Below are 23,643 nucleotides of genomic sequence, written 5' to 3' on the forward strand. Positions count from 1 at the left end.
TCCGGAAAACCGCTTCGCACTTTTCCGGATCATGCTTTAGGCCTGTTGCCGCAGGGCCGCGGGCAGGTCCTGCCGCTTCGACCAGGTGATGTAATAGGCGAGTGCGGTCATCGCGGCGAAGCCCGCAAGGCTCACGACGATCTGCATCACGATCAGATTGGGGCCGGTGATCAGGATCAGATGGCCGGCGAAGGACAGGAACACGCCGACGCAGAACACGGCAAGCCATTCCTCACCGCATCTGATGACCGCCTGAAGCGGCTTCAGTTGCAGGCCAGGATGATCGGCCGGAATGAGATGGGTGGCGACGAGCGCGAGGGCGAGGAAGTGGAGCACGCGATAGGGTGCGAGATTTTCCTTGTCGGTCGGCGCGATGTTGTTGAGCAGCAAATCGGGCAGGTAGGCTGACAGCGCCGGCGAATGGCGCATCAGGGTAACCGCCATCGCGAGGACGAGGTACGCGCCTGCGAGGATCCGCAGCCAGATCATGCCGCGCAGCATGCGCCCCGATGCGCCTGTGACGGCAAACCAGCCGCCCAGCACCATCAGCATCTGCCAGCACAGCGGATTGAAGGTCCATTCCTGGTCCGGATAGACCCGAAAGTTCCAGTCGAACCAGCGAGCGGCGACGTACAGCGCGATTGATGCCGCCAGCGTCAGGTTCGGCCATCGCAGCAGGCCCCACAGCACGAGCGGAAAGAACGTCATCAGCGGGATCATCAACTGCAGCAGGTCGAGGTTCAGCGGCTCTTCCTGGAGCACGAGACCACGGATCAGGATGCGCAGCGGGTGCTCGAGAATCCCCGAGATGTTGTACTCGTGGATGATCTCCGGCGCCATCGATTGCGAGGCGACATAGGCGATGGTGTCGATATAGATCACGAACAGCACGACATAGGCAGCGTAGAGCCGCCAGACGCGGCGAAAGATCCGCGTCGCCGCGACCACGTAGCCGCGCTCCAGCGCCATCCTGCCATGGATGATGGCAACGCCGTAGCCCACCACGAACACGAAGAGATCGGCCGCGCCGCTGAAGCCGAAGTTGCGCAGCGTCAGAAGGTTGACGACGTTGTGCGGAATGTGGTCGACGAACACCGACCAATTGGCGATGCCGAGCGTCAAATAGAGCCTGGCGTCGTGCTGGAATGCGGCGAGGTTCGCCTTGACGGACGGTTTCATTGAGTAAAATAGCTTTGGGAATCAGGGTGATGCTTTTACCGGCAACCGTCTGCCCATCCGAGTAGCGTTTCCGTGAACGGCAGGCACTCGTGCCGGACGGCGCAAAATTGCGCGGCGTCGCCTGAGTCGATTTCAGATGGATGCGCTCGCAGGACCTGCGACGAAATTTTCTAACCCATTCTGACCGTCACTCGGCAGGTTCGGCCGACACCTCCTCGGATGCACCGGCGCGGCTCGCCAGGATACCGAGGGCGACACCGCCAATTGCCAGGATCGGCAACAGCCGCTTGATCCCGATGGCGCGAACGATCTGAAGTCCGGTGGCGAGGAGCATCGGATCTGCAAGCATGCTCTGCGCCGCCGACTTCGCGGCCCGCTCGGCCGCGATCTGGGCACGCTTCTTCACCTCGCGCTTGTAGCCCCAATAGGACCCTGCCGCGGCGAGGGTCAGCAGGAAGAAGATGCCGGCGCCGGTAAGACAGGCCTGCACCGGGCCATATTTCTGCAGCACCGAGATGAAGGCGGCGGCGCAAAGGAAGCATGTCGTCACCAACAGCGCGAACGCCGCGCCTGCGGCAAGGGAGGTCAGCCGAACCGTCGTGCCGGTGGATGCACTGATCCCGTCGATGATGCGCTGAAACATGGCCTTGCTCCTCAAATCCCCCACAAGCCGAACCGCCACACGCCGGCACCGGCGGCGCCGCCATCTCGAGCTCCGTTCCGCAAACCTACCGGCGCCAGGCGACGCCGATCAGGAAACCAATGCCGAGCGCGAGTCCGACGGTCGCGAGCGGCCGCTGTGTGATCGCCTCTTCCAGCGTCTCCTCGATCGAGCCATAGGCGTCCTGTGCTGCCTCCATCATCGCGCTGCCGCGCTCCGACATGTCGTCGATCGTGGAATCCATGTTCTCGCGCGCCTGGCGGTAGCCGCGGCGAGCCTGCCTGCTAGTGGAATTGGCGAAGGTATTGAGTGCGTCGGTGATCTGCTCGGTGAGGGCGGCGATATCGCTTTTCACGGCTGCTACATCCTTCTCGAGGCGTTCTCTGGTGGCTTTGTCGGTCCAGTCTCTCATCCCGGCTTCGGCATTGCTCGTGGACATCGGGAGCTCCAAACTGTTGACGGCTGAGATGTGCGGAGAACGTTTCGTCGACGGGTAAGTTCCGTTCGCTGAAACCGCTCAGGCCTGCGGCAGCTGCGGCGAATCGGCCGGCAACAGATGCTCCTTGAGGATCAGACCAACGATCAGGAGCGGCGACGACAGGAATGCGCCCATCGGGCCCCACATCCAGGTCCAGAATGCGAGCGCAAGCAGAACCGCAAGCGCGTTCAGCGCCAGCCGCCGGCCGATGATGGTCGGGGTGACGAAGTGTCCCTCCAGGAAGGTGAGGCCGCTGAAGGCGAGCGCGGCCATCAGGCCGCCGCCGATGGTCGGGAAGGCGACCAGCCCGACGACGACCAGCACCGCGAACATCGCCACAGGCCCGATGATCGGGATGAAATTGAGCGTTGCCGCCAGCGCGCCGAGCCCGGCGGGATTGGGCATTCCGGTGAGCGCGCAGATGAGGCCGGTGCCAACGCCCACACCGATGTTGATGACGGTCACGGTCAGGAGATAGTTGCCGAGATGGACCTCGATCTCGTTGAGGATCCGCAGCGTGCGCAGCCGCGCGTCATGGTCACTGAAGGTCATGATCATGGCCCGCCGCAGGTCGCGCCAGCTTGCGATGAACAGAATGAGGGTGACGAAGAACAGCACAAATTCGGTAAAGGTCGGTGACAGGAATTCCAGCGTTGGTTGCACCCACTCGAACTTCGGAATCTGAAAGTTAGGGAATTGCTCCGACCCGCCGACCATGCCTTGCAGCTCGCGCCACAGCGCCAGCGGCCGGTCGAACACGTGCAGCTTGTCCCTCAGCTGCGCGCCGAGCTCCGGCAGGCGCGTGCTCCACTCCATAATCGGCGAGGCGATCAGCGCGAAGACGAACGCGACCACCGCAGTCCCAGCGACCACGATCAGGACGGCTGCGAGCGCGCGCGGCACCTTGCATCGCTCGAGCAAGCTCGCCGCCGGGGACAGCATGGTGCCGATCACGAAGGCCATCACCACGGGCAGGAAGAATGCTTTTCCGGCATAGAGCACTGTGGCGACCGCAATCAGCAGGAGGCCTGCGAGTGCGAAAGCGATGAACTCGGTGCGGCGGATGACTGGCGGCAGCTCACCGTGGCTGTCGGGAAGCGGTTCGCTCTCGCTGTTGCCGGAAATCAGGCGTTCACTGGGAAGGACGCGCACAATATCTCTCCCGCACGGAAACGCGATCCGCGCGCCCATTGACGACCTCACAACGCGTGGACGGCGTGCCGGTTCCATCGCGCCTTCGTGAATAGCCGCTCGCTTGACTGTGACGTCGCTGCCGCACGCTGCGCCGGAACTTCGATCCAGCCGGCGGAGTTTGTTGGGCAGCGCATCACCCTGATGCACATATCCAACGGGGCAGCACATGAAAAAGTTGTTTGCAGTCCGTCGCAGCTTCTCGCCGCGCGCTGTTACCGCATTCGTTTTCGCAACCGCTCTGCTCGCAGTGCCCTTAGGGACGGCGAGCGCGCAAACGTTCGGCTACGCGCGAATCCAGCCGTGGGCGTACCCGCAGGACCAGGGTTACTCTCATGACGGCTTCAACGAGACGCCGCAGGCCGCCGACGAGGACGCCCAATTGCCCGATCGGCTGCGCAAGCAGATCGTCAGCTTCGATAGGAGCGAGCCGGCCGGTACCATCGTCATCGATACCAACAATACCTATCTCTATTACGTTCTCGGCAATGGCCGCGCGATCCGCTACGGCGTCGGCGTCGGCCGCGAAGGTTTTACCTGGTCCGGCGTGCAGAGCGTCAGCCGGAAGGCCGAGTGGCCGGACTGGTATCCGCCGGCCGAAATGATCGCGCGTCAGCCCTATCTGCCGCGCTTCGTCGCCGGCGGCCCCGGCAACCCGCTCGGTGCGCGTGCGATGTATCTCGGCTCGAGCCAATACCGTATCCACGGCACCAACGATCCCTCGACCATCGGCAAGTTCGTTTCGTCCGGCTGCATCCGCTTGACCAACGAGGACGTCATCGACCTGTTCAATCGCGTCAATGTCGGCACCAAGGTCGTGGTGCTGCCGAAGAACGCTCCCTTGATGGCCAAGGGAGGCGATAAGGGAGGCGATAAGGGAGGCGACAAGGCCGTCGACCCCGTGCGCAAGCGTCCGTCCGCGACGACGTTGCCGTCGGGCAGGCAGGCGTTGAACATCACGACATCGGCCGTCAACTAAGCATGAGCGAGGTCCTATGAGCAGACGCCTGGTTGGCAAAGTGGTTGGCGTTACGGTGATCTTGATCGCCGTCTCCGCTGGTCTGGTGTCGGCGCATGCGGAGGATTTCTTCTCGGCATTGTTCGGCGGCTTCCGGATGCGGCCGCCGCCGGAGATCCGGATGCCGTTCCCGACCGACGACATGCCGCGCTATGACGCGCCGCGCCAACGGGCCTCCTATGGCGGCGGCACGGCCTATTGCGTGCGCGGCTGCGACGGCCGCTATTTCCCGGCACAGGGAAGCGACGCCGAGAGCAAGGCGCAGTCCTGCAAGAGCTTCTGCCCGGCGTCCGAAACCTCGCTGGTCTACGGCAGCAATATCGACGACGCCATGACGGAGACTGGAAAGTCCTATTCCGACCTGCCGAACGCGTTCCGCTATCGCAACGAGATCGTCGCGGGCTGCACCTGCAACGGCAAGGACCCCGTCGGTCTCGCCCAGGTCAAGGTCGAAGACGACCCCACCCTGCGCAAGGGTGACATCGTCGCGGGTGCCGGCGGCCTCGTGGTCGCCAGCCGCAATGCCAACGACGGCCGCGGCGTCGCGATGAATTTTTCGCCGTTGCCGGCGTCGGTGCGCGCCAAGTTCCGCCAGGTCCCGGTGGTGGCGAAGGAGTAGGGACGCGGGCGTTGGCTAAGTTGCCGCGCTAGCAGCCTTGCAAGGCTTGTCGTCCCGGACAAGCGCGCCAGATCCGGGAATCATAGCCACAGGGCGTGTTCGGCAAAGCCTCGGAGTTGCCAGCTCGCGCGCCAATTGTCCGCTATGGCTCCCAGATCGGCGCTCCGCTCGAGACAACGCTACGCGTCGCCGGAAGCTGCGCTTGTCCGGGAGGACACCGATCGTGTTGCGCCGGCGTACCCTTCGCACGTGCCAGGGCGGGCATCAGCTCGTCGCGGATGCCGCGGATGTATGTCTCGACGTCCTTGTCCATCTGGATGTCGGAGGTCACCTGACGGCTGCTGGTCGAGCGGTCGGAGCGGATGTTCGCCATCGCCTTGAACACATCGGCGGAGATCGCTGCTACCGCGACGATCCGGTTCGCCTGCTGAAGCCGGCACCATGAATTCCATGCACTGATCGAGAAGCCGATCACGACGACGAGTGCGGTGGACAGGATCACCGCTTTCAGCAGCGTGGAGACGTTCGAACTTCGAGCGACCAAAGGGATGTATGCAGCAAAGGCGTCGGCCAGCGGCAGGCGCTCGAATCGCATTTGGCCCCAAAAGGCTAAAAACTTAGACAGTAATAGTGCCGTACAATTACAAGCGGAATCGCGCCGGCGACAGAAATGCAAAAGATTTCAATAGGTTGCCAGGATGGAACCGGCGCGCTCTGCGAGCGTTAGGACAACGTCAGCAACTTGCCTGAAGGGGGAGCCAGCGATGCTGGTCGGTGTACTCGTCACCTTTCTCGTCGTCATTCTGGTGCTTTATCTCATCAACATGCTGCCGATGGATGGTCGCGCCAAACAGATCGCGCGCGTGATCGTCATCATCATCGGTATCGTGTCGCTGCTGAAATATCTCGCGGTGTTCTAACGAGACGCGGAGCCCGAATGGAGCTTAAAGCGAAATCCGGGTCATGCCTCATGCTGCGAGGGTCCCGGATTACGCTTCTGCTCCGTCCGGGCTGCGCTTCCTCGAACGATAAGCCCCGGTGTGAGCCGGGGCTTCGTCATGCTGTGTCAGTGTAGCGACTTCAGCCAGTCGTCGACGTCTTTGCGAACCTGGTCCTTGGCCTTGCCGTAGCGTTCCTGGAGCCGGCCCTCGAGCTGCTCGCGGCGGCCCTCGATCAATCGGAGATCGTCGTCAGTGAGCTTGCCCCATTTCTCCTTGGCCGATCCCTTGAACTGCTTCCAGTTTCCTTCGATGCGATTCCAGTCCATGACCATCTCCCGTGGTTGATGGCCCGACAACGCTAGGCGTGCGCAGGCGTTCCGGGCCCGCCACGACGTTTCACGCGACAAAAAACCCCGGCTCGCGCCGGGGCTTTTGTCATTCAGTGAGATGGCTCAGCCGAGCGCTTTCGCCTCCCGGCGGCGCGCGGTGAGGATGTATTCGGTGTAGCCATTCGGCTGCTCGCGGCCCTTGAAAATGAGGTCGCAGGCCGCCTTGAAGGCGACGCCGTCGAAGGCGGGCGCCATCGGCTTGTAGATCGGATCGCCCGAATTCTGCTTGTCGACCACGACGGCCATGCGCTTGAGCGATTCCATCACCTGGGCCTCGGTGATCACGCCCTGGTGCAGCCAGTTGGCGAGATGCTGGCTGGAGATGCGCAAGGTAGCGCGGTCTTCCATCAGGCCGACATCGTGGATGTCGGGCACCTTGGAGCAGCCGACGCCTTGGTCGATCCAGCGCACGACATAGCCGAGAATGCCTTGGCAGTTGTTGTCAATCTCCTGCCTGACGTCGTCCGGCGCCCAGTTCGACTTCGACACCGGAATGGTGAGGATGTCGGAGAGTTTTGCGTGCGGACCGCCCTTGGTCAGCTCCTCCTGGCGCGCGATGACGTTGACCTGGTGGTAGTGCAGCGCGTGCAGCGTCGCCGCGGTCGGCGAGGGGACCCAGGCGGTGGTGGCGCCGGCCTGCGGGTGAGCGAGTTTCTGCGCCAGCATGTCCGCCATCTTGTCGGGCGCGGCCCACATGCCCTTGCCGATCTGGGCGTGGCCGGGCAGACCGTCGATCAGACCCATGTCGACATTCCAGTCCTCGTACGCCTTGATCCAGGCCTGCGCCTTCATCTCGTTCTTGCGGATCATCGGGCCCGCTTCCATCGAGGTGTGGATCTCGTCGCCGGTGCGGTCGAGGAAGCCGGTGTTGATGAACATGATGCGCTTGGAGGCGCGCTGGATGCAGGCCTTGAGGTTGACGGTGGTGCGCCGCTCCTCGTCCATGATGCCGACCTTGAGCGTGTTCTCGGGCAGGCCGAGCATCTTCTCGACGCGGTCGAAGATCTCGCAGGTGAGCGACACCTCGTCGGGACCATGCATCTTCGGCTTGACGATATAGGCGGATCCCGTGCGGCTGTTCCTGACCTTGGAGTTGCCCTTGAGGTCGTGAATGGCGAGCAGGCCCGACACTGCGGCATCGAGCAGGCCTTCGGGGACCTCCTCGCCCTTCTCGTCCAGCACCGCATCGGTGAACATGTGGTGACCGCAATTGCGCATCAGCAGCAGGCTGCGGCCGTGCAGCTTGAGCTCGCCCTTGCCGTCAGGCGTCTTGTAGACGCGGTCGGCATTGAGCGAACGCGTCAGCGTCTTGCCGCCCTTCTCGAAATCGGCCGACAGCGTGCCGTTCATCAGGCCGAGCGTGTTGCGGTAGACCAGCACCTTGTCCTCGGCGTCGACCGCGGCGACCGAGTCCTCCATGTCGAGGATGGTCGAGACGGCGGCCTCCAAGATCATGTCGGCGACGCCGGCCGGATCGTCCTTGCCGATCGCGCTGCTGCGATCGATCTTCACCTCGACATGCAGGCCGTTGTTGACCAGCAGCACAGCTGACGGCGCGGCGGCATCGCCCTGGAAGCCCGCGAACTGCGCGGCGTTCTTCAGCGCGGTGGCGTTGCCGCTCTTGAGCTTCACCGCAAGCTGGCCCGCGACCACGGTATAGGCGCTGACGTCGGTGTGGCTACCGGTCGCGAGCGGCACGGCGGTATCGAGGAACGCCTTGGCCTTGGCGATCACCTTGTCGCCGCGCGCCTTGTTGTAACCCTTGCCGCTTTCAGAGGGGTCGTGAGGGATCGCATCGGTGCCGTAGAAGGCGTCGTAGAGCGAGCCCCAGCGTGCATTCGCCGCATTCAGCGCATAGCGCGCATTGGTGAGGGGAACGACGAGCTGCGGGCCGCAGATCTTGCCGATCTCCTCGTCGACATTGGCGGTCTCGACCTTCTGAGTCGGCGGCTCCGGGACGAGATAGCCGATCTCCTTCAGGAAGGCGGTGTAGGCGTCGAGGTCGAACGCCTTGCCCTTGTTGGCGCGGTGCCAGTCGTCGATCTTGGCCTGCAGCGTGTCGCGGAAAGCAAGCAGTTCGCGGTTCTTGGGGCCCAGCTCCTTGATGATGGCGGCCACCCCGGCCCAGAACGCATCCGGCGCGATCCCCGTTTTCGGGGCCGCTTCCTTGGCGATGAAGTCAAACAGGACGGGAGCGATCTTCAATCCGTGGACGTCGACGCGTTTCATGATGGGCTTTCTTGTTGGAAATGGCTGTTTTTGGCTGCTTTTGACCCGACAGCAGCAAAATGCGCCCACGCAGGGCAGCTTTCGGGACCTATTAGCCCCAAAATCGGGGCGGTGAGAAGACCCCCAGGGGCTTGTCAAAATGTCAAGAAGAGGGGGAGAAGGCCCCACGCACCGGTGTCATTCCCCGCGAAAGCGGGGAATCCAGTACGCCGCAGCTTCTCCGTATCCCAACGCTGTCTCTTGAATACTGGGTCGCCCGGGCAAGCCGGGCGACGACAGCGGGGACTAAAGCATGATCCGGAAAAGTGTGCAGCGGTTTTCCGAAAAGATCATGCTCAAACAATAACCTGAAGCGCGATGGTGATTCATCCCGATCCCATCGCGCTTTAGGGCGGACTCAAATATTCGCAGCGAGGTCCACGACTTCGTCGAACAGGACGCCGGTCGTCTTCAGCATGTGCTCGATCTCGTCCGCCGCCTCGGTCACCGTCCGCTTCGACGTGTCGATCACGAGCTCGGCGGCCTGGGGTGCCTCATAGTCGTTGCCGATGCCGGTGAACGATGCCAGCGCGCCGGCGCGTGCCTTCTTGTAGTGGCCCTTGGGATCGCGCTCCTCGCAAACTTCGGCCGGCGTCGCGACATGGATCTCGCGGAACGCGGTGTCGGCGATGCGGCGCGCGGCGGCGCGGTCCTCGCGCGCGGGCGAGACCGCCGCGACGATCGCGATGTGGCCGTTGCGGGCGAGATGCGTCGCGACCTCGGCGAGGCGGCGGATATTCTCGCTGCGATCGGCGGCGGAGAAGCCGAGATCGTTGTTGAGCCCGGCGCGCAGCGTGTCGCCGTCGAGCAGGATCGGCGAGCCGCCATTGGTGAACAGACGCCGCTCCAGCGCCCGCGCCAGCGTCGACTTGCCGGAGGCCGGCAGGCCGGTGAGCCAGACCACGGCACCGTTGTGGCGATAGCGCGCGGAGCGCTCGTCGGGCCGCAGCGCCGATTCCACCGGCACGATGTCGACAGGCATGGCGCGTTGGCCGGCATCGACCGACAGCACGAGGCCGCCGCCGGCGATGCGCCCGGACACCTCGATCACGAGACGGCCGGTGCGTGGATTCTCCGTATAGGGATCTGTGGCAATCGGGTTCGACAGAGAAATGTCGATCTCGCCGACATGGTTACGGCCGATCGCCTTGTTCTCGGTGCTCGACAACTCGCCGGGATCGACGGCCTTCTCGATCGCGACGACGGTGGCGCGGCTTTCCTTCGGCCCGCAGCGCACCAGCAGCTGGTCGCCCTTGGCGAGCGGCTTGTCGTGCAGCCAGAAGATCCGCGCGCGCAGGCGGCGCGTCTCGCGCGGAGCACTGCCCGCATGCGCGATGATGTCGCCACGCTCGATGAACAATTCGCGGTCGAGGGTGATGCCGACCGAGCGGCCGGCGCCTTGCCGTCCTGCGAGTGGTGTCACCGGCCAGCTCTCGACCGTCTTGATTTTCGCGATCTTGCCCGCCGGCATGATCACGATCTCGTCGCCGGCAATCAGGCTGCCGGACTCGATGCGGCCCGCCACGATACGGCGGTCGTCGAACTTGTAGATCGCCTGCACAGGCAGGCGCAGCGCCAACGCTTCCAGCGCCCGTGCCGGTTCGAGCCGATCAAGCGCCTCGACCACCGTCGGACCCTTGTACCAGTCGATGCGGTCGGTGCGCTCGGCGACGCCATCGCCGTCGCGTGCGGAAATCGGGATCACGGCGGTCGGCGTCACGCCGAGGCCGCTGAGATGCGCGGAGATCTCGTCGCTGATCTCCTTGAAGCGATCGGCCGAGAAATCGACCCGGTCCATCTTGTTGACGACGACCGCGACCTGCTTCACGCCAAGCAGATGCAGCAGATAGCCGTGCCGCCTGGTCTGGTCGCGCACGCCTTCGAGCGCATCGATGATCAGCACGGCGCCGTCGGCCTGCGACGCCCCGGTGATCATGTTGCGCAGGAATTCGGCGTGGCCGGGTGCATCGATCAGCACGATGTCGCGCGAATTGGTGCGGAAGCGGATCTGCGTGGTGTCGATGGTGATGCCCTGGTCACGCTCGGTCTGCAGCGCGTCGAGCAGGAACGACCATTCGAACGGCATGCCGCGCCGCGCGCTGACGGCTTTGAGCATCTCGAGCTTGCCCTCGGGCAGGCTGCCGGTCTCGTGCAGGAGGCGGCCGACCAGCGTCGACTTGCCGTGATCGACATGGCCGACGATAACGATGCGCACTTGCGGACGCGTGGTGCCGTTCGGAGTGGCCGGCGAAGCCGTGGTGACGATCATGTTCATGCGACGCTCGCGTCCTTGGGAATCAGAGATAGCCGGCGACGCGAAGGCGCTCGAAAGCGTCCTCGGTCTCGTGGTCGAGCGCGCGCCCCGAGCGCTCCGGCACCTTGGTCTGTTCGAGCTCGATCAGGATCTCGTCGATGCTCGATGCGGTCGAAGCGACCGGATTGGTGATGTCCTGATCGCCGAGCGAGCGATAGCGCTTGCCGTCCTTGGCGAGATACAGCGGGATGATCGGGATGTTCTCGCGCTTGGTGTAGGCCCAGATGTCGGCCTCGGTCCAATGCAGGATCGGATGGATGCGTAAGTGCGCTCCTTGCGGCGGCGAGGCGTTGAAGTGATCCCAGAACTCCGGCGGCTGATCGCGCACGTCCCAGTTACCCTCGAGCCCGCGCGGCGAGAACACGCGCTCCTTGGCGCGCGTCGCCTCCTCGTCGCGGCGGATGCCGGCGATCAGGCCGTCGAAGCCATATTTGGCGAGCGCCATCTTGAGGCCCTCGGTCTTGCGCGCGGCGGAACGGGCGGCTGGCGGCAGTGTCGGGTCGACGGCATCGATCGGGGGGCAGGGCTCGACACGCAGGTCGAGATCCCACTCTTTGCCGTAATGATCGCGGAAGCGATACATCTCCGGAAATTTCTTGCCAGTGTCGACATGGAGTGCCGGAAACGGCATGCGGCCGAAGAACGCCTTGCGTGCCAGCCAGATCATGACGTTTGAGTCCTTGCCGAGCGACCACAAGAGCGCAATCTTCTTCAGCCGGGCAAACGCCTCGCGCAAGATGTAGATGCTCTGCGCTTCGAGCTGATCGAGATGGTCCATGCTTGGAGCAAGCTCGGCAGAAAATTTTTGCGTGCGCACGCGCTCGGCGAGCGCCGGATTGCTCAGTCGATCAGCAGCGGAATCGTCCTTGAGAAGATGCATCTCTGCCACTTTGCGTTTGGAGGCGAAAATTCTATAGTTGCAGCGCCGAAGAGAAGAAAAAATTTTCTCTTTGCGCGCTCGTAGCGAGACATATATAGAAAATAATTCCAGTCAACCCCGTTTGTGGGGAAGCGAGTATCGCATGCGGTTCTTGCCGGTGTTTCTCGATCTGAAGGCCGGTCCGGTGGTCCTCATCGGCGCGGGTGAGCTTTTGCGCGCCAAGCTGCGCGTGCTCGCCGCTGCCGGTGCGCGCATCCGCGTGCATGCGATCGACGGCAATCAGGATTTTGGCCTCGGCTCCGAGGACGCGACGCGCGTCGAAATCGCAGCCGGCGATCCGCTGACTGCTGATCTCTCCGGCGTCATCGCCATCGTGTGCGCGGGTGCGGGCGACGTCGGCGTCGCCATGTCGGTCCGTGCCAAGGCGCTTGGTCTGCCCGTCAACGTCATGGACGATCTCGAGCACTCCAGTTTCATCTTCCCGGCCATCGTCGACCGCGGCGACGTCGTGGTCGCGGTCGGCACCGGCGGCACCTCGCCCGTGGTGGCGCGGCGCGTGCGCGAGAAGATCGAGGCGCTCCTGCCGGCGCGCATCGGCGAGCTCGCCGAGTTCATCGGCACCTTCCGCAAGTCCATCAACGAACGCATTGCCGAGTTTCCGTTGCGCCGCCGCTTTTGGGAGCGCGTGATCGACGGCCCGATCGGCGCTGCCGTGCTCGCCGGCCGCAACGGCGAGGCGGACGCGGCACTCGGTGCTATTTCTGATCCCTCCGCATTCGCGCGCGCCGACAAGCCGGAAGGCTCGGTGGCGCTTGTCGGCGCCGGTCCCGGCGACCCTGACCTTCTCACCATCAAGGCACTGCGCGCACTTCAGGACGCGGACATCGTCTTCCACGACGAGCTGGTCTCGCCCGAGATCCTCGACCGCATCCGTCGCGACACCACGCGCGTTGCGGTCGGCCGCCGCGTCGGCAAGCCCGGCATCGGTCAGGACGCCATCAACAAGCGCATGATCGAAGCCGCGCAAGCCGGCCAGCGTGTGGTGCGGCTGAAGGGCGGCGATCCCTTCGTGTTCGGCCGCGGCGGCGAAGAGGTCGAAGCGCTGCGCGCCGCCGGCGTCGCCTATTCGATCATTCCTGGTATCACCGCAGGAATCGGTGCTGCCGCCGATTTCGAGGTGCCGCTGACCTATCGTCACGAAGCGAACCGCATCACCTTCCTCGCCGCGCACAAGGCGCGCGATGCCGAAGCTGTGGACTGGTCGACGCTGACCGACACCAAGATGACCGTCGTCGTCTACATGGGCATGACCGCAGCGCCGGCCGTGCGCGCGGGCCTGTTCGCGTCGGGCCGCTCACCGGAGACGCCGGTCGGCGTGTTCGCCCGTGTCACGCAGCCGGATGCGCAAAGCGCGATCGGTACGCTGCGCGACCTGCCCGAGCTCGTGCGGCGGATTCATGGCGGTCCCGCCATCCTCATCATCGGCGACGTGGTCCGGCATGCCGGCTCGCTTCGCCGCCAAACCCCAAAGCAAATCATCTCTGACCTCTTGGATGCAGCCGAATGACCTCTCCGCTTGAACAGAAGAAGATCAAGATCGCCGGCCCCTCGATCGTGACCGCCAACCGCACCTGGGACGGCATCGTGGTCTATCGCACCGCTGCCAAGGGCTGGTCCGCGGACCTTTCGGAAGCCGCGATCGTGCGCAACTCCGACGAGGCCAAGGCGTTGCTTGCGGAAGCCGTGGCCGATGACGTCGGTGCTATTGGTCCCTATATCGCGCCCGTGCAGGTCGGCGACGACGGCAAGATCCTGCCGGGCAATCTGCGCGAACAGATCCGCCGCACCGGCGTCACGATCGGGCAGCCGGCCCAGGTTTAAGGCATTCTCTATGTACGCTTACGACGAAATCGACCGCACGCTCGTCAACGAGCGCGTCTCGGAGTTCCGCGACCAGGTGAAGCGCCGCCTCTCCGGCGAGCTCACCGAGGACGAGTTCAAGATCCTGCGATTGCAGAACGGCGTCTATCTGCAACTCCACGCCTACATGTTCCGCGTCGCGATCCCCTACGGCACGCTGGCCACGAACCAGCTGCGGGCGCTCGCGCACGTCGCGCGCAAATATGATCGCGGCTACGGCCATTTCACCACGCGGCAGAACATCCAGTTCAACTGGATCAAGCTCGCCGAGCTGCCGGACGCGCTGGCTGATCTTGCCAAGGTCGGCATCCATGCGATGCAGACTTCCGGCAACAACATGCGCAACGTCACCTCGGACCAGTGGGCCGGCGTCGCGCCGGGCGAGATCGAGGATCCCCGCATCTGGTCGGAGCTGATTCGCCAGCACACCACGCTGCATCCGGAATTCTCGTTCCTGCCCCGCAAGTTCAAGATCGCGATCACCGCGTCGGACCATGACCGCGCCGCGATCAAGATCCACGACATCGGCCTCCGCTTGATCAAGAACGAGAAGGGCGAGACCGGCTTCGAGGTGCTGGTCGGCGGCGGTCTCGGCCGCACGCCGTTCATCGCCAAGACCATCAAGCACTTCGTGCATGGCCGCGACATCCTCAGCTATATCGAGGCTATTTTACGTGTCTACAACCAGTACGGCCGCCGCGACAACATCTACAAGGCGCGCATCAAGATCCTGGTGCACGAGCTCGGCATCGAAAAATTCTCGCGCGAGGTCGAGGACGAATGGCAGCAGATCCGCAACTCCTCGCTCCAGATCGACGACGAGGTGATCGAGGACATCCGCTCGCGCTTCACCTATCCTCCCTACGAGAAGCTGCCGCACATGCCGGACGAGCTGCGCCAGGCCGCGGCCGATCCCGAGTTCGAGGCGTGGCGCAAGAACTCGGTCGCCCCGCACAAGGTGCAGGGCTACTCGATCGTCACGATCTCGCTGAAGCCGACCGGCGGGCCGCCCGGCGATGCCACGGCCGAGCAGATGGATGCGCTGGCCGATCTCGCCGATAAATACTCCTTTGGGGAGATTCGTGTCGGCCACGAGCAGAACCTGGCGCTGCCGCATGTCGCCAAGCGCGATCTGCCGGCGCTGTGGAAGGCGCTCGACAAGCTTGGCCTCGCGACGCCCAATGTCAACCTGATCACCGACATCATCGCCTGCCCAGGACTCGACTATTGCTCGCTGGCGAACGCGCGCTCGATCCCGATCGCGCAGGAACTGACGCGGCGCTTCGCCAATCACGAGCTGGCCAACCTGATCGGCCGTCTCCACATCAACATCTCCGGCTGCATCAATGCCTGCGGCCATCACCATGTCGGCCATATCGGCATTCTCGGCGTGGAGAAGAACGGCGAGGAGGTCTACCAGATCACCATCGGTGGCCGTGCCGACGAGAACGCCGCGCTCGGCACCCTGATCGGTCCAGGCGTCAAGTTCGACGAGGTCGCCGATGTCGTCGAGGACATCGTGGAAGCTTATCTGGCGCTGCGCGAGCGGCCCGAAGAATTGTTCATGGATACGGTGAAGCGCCTCGGCGTCGAACCCTTCAAGGAGCGCGTGTATGCCACTCGTTAATGGCGGAAAGATCGTCGACGACGGCTTCGTCAAGCTCGCCGTCGACACGCCGCTGCCCGAGGGCGGTGACATCCTGGTGCCGGCCGAGCGCTTCCTGGGCGAGGCCGAGGGCTTGCTCGAGCGTGCCGGCAAGGTCGGTGTGATCTGGCCCAACAATCGCGACATCACCGAGCTCGTGCCCTATCTCGGCAAGGTCGCGGCCGTTGCGCTGGTGTTCCCGACCTTCCGCGACGGACGCGCCTACAGCCAGGCGCGGCTGCTGCGCGAACGCTATAACTATCGCGGCGAGTTGCGTGCGACCGGCCAAGTGCTGCGCGACCAGTTCGTGTTCATGCTGCGTGCCGGCTTCGATGCCTTCGAGGTCAAGAAGCAGGCCGACGCGGAAGCGTTCATGCAGACCGCGAAGCGCTATTCGGTGTTCTACCAGCCGACCGGCGACGGCCGCATCACGGCGCTGCACCGGCGCATGCAGCTGCGTCACTCCGAAGGTGTCGGCACGTGAACGTGATCGCACCCCAGCTCTCGTCCATGTCCGCGTTGCCTTCGGCGGAAGAGCTCGATCGTGCCTTGCGCGATGCTTCGCCCGAGGAGATCATCGCCTCGGCACTGAAGACGGTCGGGCGCGAGAAGCTCGCGCTCGTGTCCTCCTTCGGCACGGAATCGGCGACGCTCTTGAAGGTGATGGCGGATGTCGATCCTGCGATCCCCGTGATCTTTCTCGACACCGGCTGGTTGTTCGAGGAGACGCTGGCCTATCGCGATACGCTGATTGCGACGCTGGGCCTGAAGGACGTCCGCTCGATCAAGCCCGCCGAGGAGACGCTGTCGCGCGAAGATCCCGACCGCGACCTCTGGTTCTCCGATCCCGACGCCTGCTGCCGCATCCGCAAGGTTGAGCCGCTGGCGCGCGCGCTGAAACCGTTCGATGCCTGGCTCAACGGCCGCAAGCGGTTCCAGGGCAATGCGCGCGCCGACATTCCGGTCGTCGAGGACGATGGCGCGCGGTTGAAGTTCAATCCCTTCGCCAATGTCTCGCGCGAGGAGATCGAGGCGATCTTCACCCGCGCCAAATTGCCGCGTCATCCGTTGGCCGCCTCCGGATTCCTGTCGGTTGGGTGTATGCCTTGCACCAGTAGAACGGCTGAAGGCGAGGATGCACGCGCCGGTCGCTGGCGCGGCCGCGCCAAGACGGAATGCGGCATCCACACGATGAAGGTTTGATAGCACAGTCACGCTGCCACGCTGCGAACAAGAAAATCCGGTTCCGTTGACTTAAGAGCGTTTCGCCCCGAGTTATGCCTGCCATCGATGACGCCGATGTCGTCGAGGTGAATGGAGATGGACATGATGCGCCGTATCGTTCCGCTCGTGGCAGGACTGCTCGCAACGGGTTTCTTGGCAAGCTCGGCTCTCGCCGCCGATATCAATCTGTTGAATGTGTCGTACGATCCGACACGCGAGCTGTATGTCGAGTTCAACAAGGCGTTCGCGAACGCCTATCGGAAGGAAACCGGCAAGAGCGTCGAGATCAAGCAGTCGCATGGCGGCAGCGGGTCGCAGGCGCGCGCGGTGATCGACGGGTTGCAGGCTGACGTGGTGACGCTGGCACTCGCCTATGACATCGACGCAATCGCCGGCAAGGGCCTCACCGCCGCCGACTGGCAGAAGCGGCTGCCGCAGAATTCGTCACCCTATACGTCGACTATCGTGTTCCTGGTCCGCAAGGGCAATCCCAAGGGCATCAAGGATTGGGACGACCTGCTCAAGCCGGGCGTCGCGGTGATCACGCCGAACCCGAAGACATCAGGCGGCGCGCGCTGGAACTATCTTGCGGCCTGGGGCTTTGCGCAGAAGAAATACGGCTCGGCCGACAAGGCCAAGGAGTTCATCGGCAAGCTGTATCAGCAGGTGCCGGTGCTCGATACCGGTGCGCGCGGTGCGACCGTGACTTTCGTCGAGCGCGGCGTCGGCGACGTGCTGCTCGCCTGGGAGAACGAGGCGTACCTCGCCCTGAAAGAGTTCGGCGCGAACAAGTTCGAGATCGTGGCGCCGCCGCAATCGATCCTCGCCGAGCCGCCGGTCGCCATCGTCGACAAGGTTGCCGATAAAAAAGGCACCCGTAATGCCGCCGACGCCTACCTCCAATATTGGTACACCAAGGAGGGGCAGGAGATCGCCGCGCGCAACTTCTACCGTCCGCGCGATGCGGAGATCGCCAAAAAGTATGAGAATGCCTTCGCCAAGGTCGAACTGTTCACGATCGACGACGTCTTCGGCGGCTGGACGAAGGCACAGCGGGAACATTTTGCCGACGGCGGCGTCTTCGATCAGATTTACAAGAACTGATCGCGCGCTGTTGTAGGTGGCTTTAGCAGGGGGCCGGGTGAGCGCAGTCGTTGCACGACGTCGGACATTGCCGGGCTTCGGTCTCACCATGGGACTGACGCTTTCCTGGCTATCCGTCATTATCCTGATTCCGCTCGCCGGCCTGTTCCTGAGATCGCTCGAGCTCAGTCCCGAGCAGTTCTGGAACATTCTCTCCAGTCGCCGCACCCTGAACGCGCTCCGCGTGTCGTTTGGGCTCGCTTTCGCGGCGGCCTGCGTCAATCTGGTGATGGGCAGCATCATCGTCTGGGCACTGGTCCGCTACCGCTTTCCCGGCCGGCGCATCTTCGATGCCATCGTCGACGTGCCTTTCGCGCTGCCCACGGCGGTCGCCGGCGTCGCGCTGACCGCGCTGTTCGCCGAGAAGGGCTGGCTGGGCGCGCCGCTCGCAGCACTCGGCATCAAGGTGGCGTTCACCCCGGTCGGCATCTTCGTCGCCATGATCTTCATCGGCATTCCCTTCGTAGTGCGCACGGTGCAGCCGGTGCTCCAGGATCTCGACCCAGAGATCGAGGAGGCTGCGGGCAGTCTCGGCGCCAGCCGCTGGCAGACCATCGTGCGCGTGATCCTGCCGTCGCTCGCACCGGCGCTGCTCACCGGCCTCGCGCTCGCCTTCGCCCGCGCGGTCGGCGAATATGGCTCGGTCATCTTCATCGCCGGCAATCTGCCCAACGTCTCCGAGATCGCGCCGCTCCTGATCGTGATCCGGCTCTCCGAATTCCGCTACGCCGATGCGACCGCCATCGCGGTGGTCATGCTCGTCGTCTCCTTCGTCATCATCTTCGCCGTCAACCGGCTCCAGCGCTGGGCGCAGAGCCGGATCCCGGCACGCTGAGGGCGGATCATGACGATGCAGATCGCAGATTCCGTGTCGCTCTCGGCCTCCGAGGCCAAGGCACGTGCAAAGGCGCGCGCGCATGCGGCGGCGGCCCGCGACAACCTCCGCACAGAGCCGCGCGCGGTACGCATCGTCATCATTGCGCTGGCGGTGATGTTTCTCACCGTCTTCGTCGTGCTGCCACTCGTCGTCGTGTTCGCGCAGGCGTTCTCGCGCGGCCTCCTCGCCTATTTCGCCGCGCTCGCCGAGCCGGAGGCGATGGCGGCGATCGAGCTGACATTGATTGTCGCGGCGATCTCGGTCGGCCTCAATCTGGTGTTTGGCCTCGTCGCCGCCTGGGCCATCGCCAAGTTCGACTTCAAGGGCAAGACCTTCCTGATCACGCTGATCGACCTGCCGTTCTCGGTCAGCCCGGTGATCTCGGGCCTCGTCTTCGTGCTGCTGTTCGGCGCGCAGGGCTATTTCGGCACCTGGCTGCGCGATCACGACATCCAGATCCTGTTCGCGGTGCCAGGCATCGCGCTCGCCACCACCTTCGTGACCTTCCCGTTCGTGGCGCGGGCGCTGATCCCGTTGATGCAGGAGCAGGGCACGCAGGAGGAGGAGGCTGCGATCTCGCTCGGTGCCTCGGGCTTGCAGACCTTCTTCCGCGTCACCCTGCCCAACATCAAATGGGGCGTGCTCTACGGCGTCCTGCTCTGCAACGCCCGCGCGATGGGCGAGTTCGGCGCGGTCTCCGTCGTCTCCGGCCACATCCGCGGCGAGACCAACACCATGCCGCTGCTGGTCGAGATTCTTTACAACGAGTACCAGTTCGTCGCCGCCTTCGCGATCGCCTCGCTGCTGGCGATGCTCGCGCTGATCACGCTGATCGTAAAAACCGTTCTCGAACGTCATCTCGACGAAGGAGAAGACGCCAGTGACCATTGAAGTCAAAAATCTCGTCAAGAAGTTCGGCAGCTTTGCCGCGCTGGATGGCGTCGACCTCAAGGTCGACAACGGCGAATTGCTGGCGCTGCTCGGTCCCTCCGGCTCCGGCAAGACCACCTTGCTGCGGATCATCGCCGGCCTCGACTGGCCCGATTCGGGCGAGGTCTCGTTCAACGGCGAGGACGCGCTGGCGCAGGGCGCGCGCGAGCGGCATGTCGGATTCGTGTTCCAGCACTACGCGCTGTTCCGCCACATGACCGTGTTCGAGAACGTAGCGTTCGGCCTGCGCGTGCAGCCGCGCGCAGTCCGAAAGGACGAAGCGAGCATCCGTGCGCGCGTAAAAGAGCTGCTCGACCTCGTCCAGCTCGACTGGCTCGCGGACCGCTATCCGAGCCAGCTCTCCGGCGGCCAGCGCCAGCGCATCGCGCTCGCCCGCGCGCTCGCGATCGAGCCGCGCATCCTCCTGCTCGACGAGCCCTTCGGTGCGCTCGATGCCAAGGTGCGGAAAGAGCTGCGCAAATGGCTGCGCTCGCTGCACCACGAGATCAACGTCACCTCGATCTTCGTCACCCACGACCAGGAGGAAGCCCTGGAAGTCGCCAACCGCGTCGTGGTGATGGACAAGGGCAGGATCGAGCAGATCGGCTCGCCCGATGACGTCTACGAGACGCCGGCGACCGCCTTCGTCCACGGCTTCATCGGCGAATGCATCGAGCTGCCGGTTCAGGTCGCGGACGGTGTTATCAGGCTCGGCGAGCAGCCGCTCAAGCTCGCAGCGGATGGATTGGTGCCTGGCGCGTCACGACTGTTCGTGCGGCGACATGACATGCTGGTCGGTCCGCCCGGCAGCGGCGCCTTCGAGGGTGCCGTGCAGCACGTCCGCAATTTCGGTCCCGTGCAGCGCGCCGAGGTCGCCCTGTCAGGCGGCGAAACCATCGAGATCGACGCGCCGCGCGACAAGGAGCTGCGCGCCGGCGACACGATCGGCCTGGAACCTCGCCGTTACCGGATCTTTGCGGGCTAATCCCGTCGTTCCGGGCGCGCGCCAGCGCGAAACCGGAATCCCGAGGTTTTGGCGCGAGATTCTCAGGTGCGCAATTACGCACCATAGTTCGATGCTTCGCATCGCCCCGGAATGACAGCTACGATTTTCCTCAAAATTCACCTTTCAGCCACTGTTGGTATGCAACAACGGCCCCTCATTTGGGGGCTTCTAAAAATGCGCGCTGCGGCCGCAATTCTCATCACTTTGCTGCTCGCCGGCTGTGCCGGCAACGAAGCACCGGTCCAGGAGCCGTCGATGTATACCGACATGGCGGTGCCGGGCTCCAAGCTCGATGCACAGGCCGCCGCGGTGATGATCTCGCAATACCGGCAGAACAACATGCTCGGCGCGGTCGTGGTCGACGCCGACCTGATGCGGCTTGCCGAATCCCAATCCCAGGCCATGGCCGCGGCCAACAAGATGGACCACGACGTCCGTGCGCCCTTGGCCAAGCGCCTTGCCGCCGGCGGTTATCCCGCGACCGTGGCGGTCGAGAACATCTCGGCCGGCTATCATACGCTGGCGGAAGCGTTTTCCGGCTGGCGCGACTCGCCGCCTCACCGCGCCAACATGCTCAAGGGCGGTGTCACAAAATTAGGCATCGCGGCGAGCTATGCTCCCGGCACCAAATACAAGGTGTTCTGGACCATGATCCTGGCCTCGACGGAGCCCCGATAAGCCAGACTTGATCCGGGATGCATTGACGTCGCGGCGGAGTGTCGCCACGGTGGTGCGCCATTTGCTATTGTTTCCGCATGATCGATCATAGTCCGGAATCCACCAGCGTCCCCGCCAATGCGCAACGCGTCCTGGTCCTCCAGGGCGGCGGCGCGCTCGGCTCCTATCAGGCCGGCGCCTACCAGGCACTGTGCGGCTACGGCTTCGAGCCGGAATGGGTCGCCGGCATCTCGATCGGCGCGGTCAACGCTGCCATCATCGCCGGCAACGAGGGCCACACCCGCGTCAAGCGGCTGAAGGAATTCTGGGAAATGGTCTCTGCGCCCGTGCCGTGGAAGCCGGTCGGCAAGAGCGACCACAGCCGCGAGCTGTTCAACTCGACCAGCGCTGCGCTGATCGCGACGTTCGGCGTGCCCGGTTTCTTCACGCCGCGCATTCCGCCGGCGCCCCTCTGGCCGCCGGGACATCCCGAAGCGGAGAGCTATTACGACACCTCGCCGCTCAAGAAGACGCTGGAGCGTCTCGTCGATTTCGATCGCATCAACGATCTGGAGACGCGGCTGTCGGTCGGCGCGGTCGGCGTCACCTCGGGCAACTTCAAATATTTCGACAATTACGAGTTCAAGAAGCTCGGCAAGAAGATCGGCCCCGAGCACATCATGGCCTCGGGCGCGCTGCCGCCCGGCTTTCCCTCCGTGGTCATCGACGGCGAGCATTATTGGGACGGCGGTATCGCCTCCAACACCCCGCTCGACTACGTGCTCGATGCCGGGGTCGAACGCGACATGCTGATCTTCCAGGTCGACTTGTTTTCCGCGCGCGGCGACCTGCCGAATTCGCTGCTTGAGGCCGCCGAGCGCGAGAAGGATATCCGCTATTCGAGCCGCACGCGGATGAACACCGACAAGAACAAGCAGCTGCACAACGCGCGCAGGGCCGTGCGCGACCTGATCGGCAAATTGCCGGACTATCTCAAGAATGATCCTTCCGTCGAATTCCTGGCGAAAGTGTCGCGTGAAAGCACCGTCACCGTGGTGCATCTGATCTATCGCAGCAAGAACTACGAATCCTCGTCCAAGGATTACGATTTCTCGCACGTCGCCATGGTCGAGCATTGGGAGGCCGGCGTGCGCGACGTGCATCTGTCGATGCGTCACAAGGATTGGCTGGAGCGGCCGCAGTCCGGCGAGACCATGGTGACCTACGATCTCACGGGGGACGTCACCGCGCCCCCGGCAAAAAGGAGCGAATAGAATGGGTAGTCTGTCAGGGAAGAACGCTGTCGTGACCGGATCGACCAGCGGCATCGGACTCGCTTATGCGCGCGCCTTCGCCGCCGCCGGAGCCAACGTCGTCATCAACGGCTTCGGCTCGCCCGAGGACATCGAGAAGGAACGCGCCAAGATCGAATCCGACTTCAAGGTCAAGGCAATCTACTCGCCTGCCGACATGACCAAGCCGGCCGAGATCGCCGGGATGATCGCGCTCGGCGAGAAGACGTTCGGCTCGGTCGACATCCTCGTCAACAATGCCGGCATCCAGTTCGTGTCGCCGATCGAGGAATTCCCGCTCGAGAAGTGGGACCAGATCATCGCCATCAACCTGTCCTCGGCCTTCCATGCCATCCGCGCCGCAATCCCCAGCATGAAGAAGAAGGGCTGGGGTCGCATCATCAACACGGCGTCGGCACATTCGCTGGTCGCCTCGCCGTTCAAGTCGGCCTATGTTTCGGCCAAGCACGGCATCGCCGGCCTCACCAAGACCGTGGCGCTGGAGGTCGCGACCCACAAGATCACCTGCAACTGCATCAGTCCCGGCTACGTCTGGACGCCGCTCGTCGAGAAGCAGATCCCCGACACCATGAAGGCGCGCAATCTGACACGGGAGCAGGTCATCAACGACGTGCTGCTCGATGCCCAGCCGACGAAGGAGTTCGTCACCTCCGAGCAGGTCGCAGCCCTCGCTCTGTTCCTGTGCAGCGACGACGCCGCGCAGATCACCGGCACCAACCTGTCGATCGACGGCGGCTGGACCGCGGAGTAGCGGCACCGACTTGTCTTGCCGATGTCATGCCCCGCGCAGGCGGGGCATCCAGTACGCCGCGGCCTCTCGGCTCAACCACAGCCGTCTCTGAATACTGGATCGCCCGGTCAAGTGTTCAGCCCGGGGACATGACCGACGGGTGTTCGGGGACATAGCCGACACATCATAGTGCAGGGATTTGGCAGTAAAGGAGGCCAAGTCCATGCCCTGGCGAGAGGTGTCGGTGATGGATCAGCGGC

At 64.0% G+C, this 23,643-nt stretch carries 24 protein-coding genes; 15 read left to right on the forward strand and 9 right to left on the reverse strand.

What is annotated here, in order from left to right; genetic code table 11:
- Nucleotides 1-36: 36 nt before the first annotated feature.
- The 4 genes from EAV90_RS25225 to EAV90_RS25240 all read right to left on the reverse strand — a co-directional run bounded on the left by EAV90_RS25225 (nt 37) and on the right by EAV90_RS25240 (nt 3,470).
- Nucleotides 37-1,179: an OpgC domain-containing protein gene (locus EAV90_RS25225; RefSeq protein WP_122405736.1), complete on the reverse strand. Its 1,143-nt coding sequence runs from the start codon at nt 1,177-1,179 to the stop codon at nt 37-39.
- A 187-nt stretch (nt 1,180-1,366) separates the two neighbouring features.
- On the reverse strand, nt 1,367-1,822 hold the full coding sequence (locus tag EAV90_RS25230; protein ID WP_164937101.1) for a hypothetical protein: 456 nt from the start codon (nt 1,820-1,822) through the stop codon (nt 1,367-1,369).
- A gap of 85 nt (nt 1,823-1,907) precedes the next feature.
- Nucleotides 1,908-2,279 (reverse strand): ElaB/YgaM/YqjD family protein, encoded by a 372-nt coding sequence (locus EAV90_RS25235; RefSeq protein WP_122405735.1) that lies wholly within the window; start codon nt 2,277-2,279, stop codon nt 1,908-1,910.
- A 78-nt stretch (nt 2,280-2,357) separates the two neighbouring features.
- Entirely contained in the window at nt 2,358-3,470 is a 1,113-nt protein-coding gene (locus EAV90_RS25240) for an AI-2E family transporter (protein ID WP_164937102.1), read from the reverse strand.
- Nucleotides 3,471-3,678: 208 nt separating this feature from the next.
- Between EAV90_RS25240 and EAV90_RS25245 the strand changes: the two genes are divergently transcribed.
- Together EAV90_RS25245 and EAV90_RS25250 are read left to right on the forward strand one after the other, a co-directional pair.
- Nucleotides 3,679-4,488, forward strand: a complete 810-nt coding sequence (locus tag EAV90_RS25245) for a L,D-transpeptidase (RefSeq protein ID WP_129145013.1) — start codon at nt 3,679-3,681, stop codon at nt 4,486-4,488.
- A gap of 16 nt (nt 4,489-4,504) precedes the next feature.
- Nucleotides 4,505-5,146: a DUF2865 domain-containing protein gene (locus EAV90_RS25250; RefSeq protein WP_129145014.1), complete on the forward strand. Its 642-nt coding sequence runs from the start codon at nt 4,505-4,507 to the stop codon at nt 5,144-5,146.
- Nucleotides 5,147-5,288: 142 nt separating this feature from the next.
- Here the strand turns inward: EAV90_RS25250 and EAV90_RS25255 are convergent, their stop codons facing one another.
- Nucleotides 5,289-5,741: a hypothetical protein gene (locus EAV90_RS25255; RefSeq protein WP_244607824.1), complete on the reverse strand. Its 453-nt coding sequence runs from the start codon at nt 5,739-5,741 to the stop codon at nt 5,289-5,291.
- 169 nt (nt 5,742-5,910) lie between these two features.
- Here EAV90_RS25255 and EAV90_RS25260 point away from each other — a divergent pair, with 169 nt between their 5' ends.
- Nucleotides 5,911-6,066, forward strand: coding sequence for a Thivi_2564 family membrane protein (locus EAV90_RS25260; RefSeq protein WP_008546817.1), 156 nt, complete (start codon nt 5,911-5,913; stop codon nt 6,064-6,066).
- A 146-nt stretch (nt 6,067-6,212) separates the two neighbouring features.
- Here the strand turns inward: EAV90_RS25260 and EAV90_RS25265 are convergent, their stop codons facing one another.
- The 4 genes from EAV90_RS25265 to cysD form a co-directional block, all read right to left on the reverse strand.
- Nucleotides 6,213-6,413 (reverse strand): CsbD family protein, encoded by a 201-nt coding sequence (locus EAV90_RS25265; protein ID WP_162500456.1) that lies wholly within the window; start codon nt 6,411-6,413, stop codon nt 6,213-6,215.
- A 126-nt stretch (nt 6,414-6,539) separates the two neighbouring features.
- Nucleotides 6,540-8,705, reverse strand: coding sequence for a malate synthase G (locus tag EAV90_RS25270; protein WP_129145015.1), 2,166 nt, complete (start codon nt 8,703-8,705; stop codon nt 6,540-6,542).
- Between the two features lie 397 nt (nt 8,706-9,102).
- Nucleotides 9,103-11,019 (reverse strand): adenylyl-sulfate kinase, encoded by a 1,917-nt coding sequence (gene cysC / locus EAV90_RS25280; protein ID WP_129145017.1) that lies wholly within the window; start codon nt 11,017-11,019, stop codon nt 9,103-9,105.
- Nucleotides 11,020-11,041: 22 nt separating this feature from the next.
- Nucleotides 11,042-11,836 carry a sulfate adenylyltransferase subunit CysD gene (gene cysD / locus EAV90_RS25285; protein ID WP_122406936.1) on the reverse strand — a complete coding sequence of 265 codons (795 nt, stop codon included), beginning with the start codon at nt 11,834-11,836 and terminating at the stop codon, nt 11,042-11,044.
- Between the two features lie 244 nt (nt 11,837-12,080).
- Here cysD and cysG point away from each other — a divergent pair, with 244 nt between their 5' ends.
- The 12 genes from cysG (at nt 12,081) to EAV90_RS25345 (ending at nt 23,404) form a co-directional block, all read left to right on the forward strand.
- The gene (gene cysG / locus EAV90_RS25290; protein WP_129145018.1) at nt 12,081-13,505 is read left to right on the forward strand and encodes a siroheme synthase CysG; all 1,425 of its coding nucleotides are present in this window, start codon (nt 12,081-12,083) and stop codon (nt 13,503-13,505) included.
- The gene (locus tag EAV90_RS25295; RefSeq protein ID WP_122405727.1) at nt 13,502-13,819 is read left to right on the forward strand and encodes a DUF2849 domain-containing protein; all 318 of its coding nucleotides are present in this window, start codon (nt 13,502-13,504) and stop codon (nt 13,817-13,819) included. The genes cysG and EAV90_RS25295 overlap by 4 nt, the downstream gene beginning before the upstream one ends.
- Nucleotides 13,820-13,829: 10 nt before the next feature.
- Nucleotides 13,830-15,485, forward strand: a complete 1,656-nt coding sequence (locus EAV90_RS25300; RefSeq protein ID WP_122405726.1) for a nitrite/sulfite reductase — start codon at nt 13,830-13,832, stop codon at nt 15,483-15,485.
- A complete protein-coding gene (locus tag EAV90_RS25305) occupies nt 15,472-15,987 on the forward strand; it encodes a DUF934 domain-containing protein (protein ID WP_129145019.1) in 516 nt (171 codons plus the stop codon). Before EAV90_RS25300 ends, EAV90_RS25305 begins: the two co-directional genes overlap by 14 nt.
- The gene (locus EAV90_RS25310; RefSeq protein ID WP_129145020.1) at nt 15,984-16,706 is read left to right on the forward strand and encodes a phosphoadenylyl-sulfate reductase; all 723 of its coding nucleotides are present in this window, start codon (nt 15,984-15,986) and stop codon (nt 16,704-16,706) included. The genes EAV90_RS25305 and EAV90_RS25310 overlap by 4 nt, the downstream gene beginning before the upstream one ends.
- Before the next feature lie 123 nt (nt 16,707-16,829).
- A complete protein-coding gene (locus tag EAV90_RS25315; RefSeq protein ID WP_162500455.1) occupies nt 16,830-17,831 on the forward strand; it encodes a sulfate ABC transporter substrate-binding protein in 1,002 nt (333 codons plus the stop codon).
- A gap of 67 nt (nt 17,832-17,898) precedes the next feature.
- Nucleotides 17,899-18,705: a sulfate ABC transporter permease subunit CysT gene (cysT, locus tag EAV90_RS25320; protein WP_283811084.1), complete on the forward strand. Its 807-nt coding sequence runs from the start codon at nt 17,899-17,901 to the stop codon at nt 18,703-18,705.
- A 9-nt stretch (nt 18,706-18,714) separates the two neighbouring features.
- Nucleotides 18,715-19,638: a sulfate ABC transporter permease subunit CysW gene (gene cysW, locus EAV90_RS25325; RefSeq protein ID WP_122405721.1), complete on the forward strand. Its 924-nt coding sequence runs from the start codon at nt 18,715-18,717 to the stop codon at nt 19,636-19,638.
- Nucleotides 19,628-20,662 (forward strand): sulfate/molybdate ABC transporter ATP-binding protein, encoded by a 1,035-nt coding sequence (locus tag EAV90_RS25330; RefSeq protein WP_129145021.1) that lies wholly within the window; start codon nt 19,628-19,630, stop codon nt 20,660-20,662. Before cysW ends, EAV90_RS25330 begins: the two co-directional genes overlap by 11 nt.
- A gap of 195 nt (nt 20,663-20,857) precedes the next feature.
- The gene (locus EAV90_RS25335; protein WP_122405719.1) at nt 20,858-21,361 is read left to right on the forward strand and encodes a CAP domain-containing protein; all 504 of its coding nucleotides are present in this window, start codon (nt 20,858-20,860) and stop codon (nt 21,359-21,361) included.
- A gap of 77 nt (nt 21,362-21,438) precedes the next feature.
- Nucleotides 21,439-22,614: a DUF3734 domain-containing protein gene (locus EAV90_RS25340; protein WP_122405718.1), complete on the forward strand. Its 1,176-nt coding sequence runs from the start codon at nt 21,439-21,441 to the stop codon at nt 22,612-22,614.
- 1 nt (nt 22,615) lies between these two features.
- The gene (locus EAV90_RS25345; RefSeq protein ID WP_129145022.1) at nt 22,616-23,404 is read left to right on the forward strand and encodes a 3-hydroxybutyrate dehydrogenase; all 789 of its coding nucleotides are present in this window, start codon (nt 22,616-22,618) and stop codon (nt 23,402-23,404) included.
- Nucleotides 23,405-23,643: the final 239 nt, after the last annotated feature.

Source organism: Bradyrhizobium vignae (assembly GCF_004114425.1).
Classification (GTDB): domain Bacteria; phylum Pseudomonadota; class Alphaproteobacteria; order Rhizobiales; family Xanthobacteraceae; genus Bradyrhizobium; species Bradyrhizobium vignae.

Coding starts and splice junctions, on each gene's coding strand:
- EAV90_RS25260 (WP_008546817.1), top strand. CDS start 5,911: ATGCTGGTCGGTGTACTCGTCACCTTTCTCGTCGTCATTCTGGTGCTT.
- EAV90_RS25230 (WP_164937101.1), bottom strand. CDS start 1,822: ATGTTTCAGCGCATCATCGACGGGATCAGTGCATCCACCGGCACGACG.
- EAV90_RS25265 (WP_162500456.1), bottom strand. CDS start 6,413: ATGGACTGGAATCGCATCGAAGGAAACTGGAAGCAGTTCAAGGGATCG.
- EAV90_RS25235 (WP_122405735.1), bottom strand. CDS start 2,279: ATGTCCACGAGCAATGCCGAAGCCGGGATGAGAGACTGGACCGACAAA.
- EAV90_RS25245 (WP_129145013.1), top strand. CDS start 3,679: ATGAAAAAGTTGTTTGCAGTCCGTCGCAGCTTCTCGCCGCGCGCTGTT.
- cysC (WP_129145017.1), bottom strand. CDS start 11,019: ATGAACATGATCGTCACCACGGCTTCGCCGGCCACTCCGAACGGCACC.
- EAV90_RS25315 (WP_162500455.1), top strand. CDS start 16,830: ATGATGCGCCGTATCGTTCCGCTCGTGGCAGGACTGCTCGCAACGGGT.
- EAV90_RS25335 (WP_122405719.1), top strand. CDS start 20,858: ATGCGCGCTGCGGCCGCAATTCTCATCACTTTGCTGCTCGCCGGCTGT.
- EAV90_RS25255 (WP_244607824.1), bottom strand. CDS start 5,741: ATGCGATTCGAGCGCCTGCCGCTGGCCGACGCCTTTGCTGCATACATC.
- EAV90_RS25305 (WP_129145019.1), top strand. CDS start 15,472: ATGCCACTCGTTAATGGCGGAAAGATCGTCGACGACGGCTTCGTCAAG.
- cysG (WP_129145018.1), top strand. CDS start 12,081: ATGCGGTTCTTGCCGGTGTTTCTCGATCTGAAGGCCGGTCCGGTGGTC.
- EAV90_RS25295 (WP_122405727.1), top strand. CDS start 13,502: ATGACCTCTCCGCTTGAACAGAAGAAGATCAAGATCGCCGGCCCCTCG.
- EAV90_RS25345 (WP_129145022.1), top strand. CDS start 22,616: ATGGGTAGTCTGTCAGGGAAGAACGCTGTCGTGACCGGATCGACCAGC.
- cysD (WP_122406936.1), bottom strand. CDS start 11,836: ATGGACCATCTCGATCAGCTCGAAGCGCAGAGCATCTACATCTTGCGC.
- EAV90_RS25250 (WP_129145014.1), top strand. CDS start 4,505: ATGAGCAGACGCCTGGTTGGCAAAGTGGTTGGCGTTACGGTGATCTTG.
- EAV90_RS25300 (WP_122405726.1), top strand. CDS start 13,830: ATGTACGCTTACGACGAAATCGACCGCACGCTCGTCAACGAGCGCGTC.
- EAV90_RS25270 (WP_129145015.1), bottom strand. CDS start 8,705: ATGAAACGCGTCGACGTCCACGGATTGAAGATCGCTCCCGTCCTGTTT.
- EAV90_RS25225 (WP_122405736.1), bottom strand. CDS start 1,179: ATGAAACCGTCCGTCAAGGCGAACCTCGCCGCATTCCAGCACGACGCC.
- EAV90_RS25340 (WP_122405718.1), top strand. CDS start 21,439: ATGATCGATCATAGTCCGGAATCCACCAGCGTCCCCGCCAATGCGCAA.
- cysW (WP_122405721.1), top strand. CDS start 18,715: ATGACGATGCAGATCGCAGATTCCGTGTCGCTCTCGGCCTCCGAGGCC.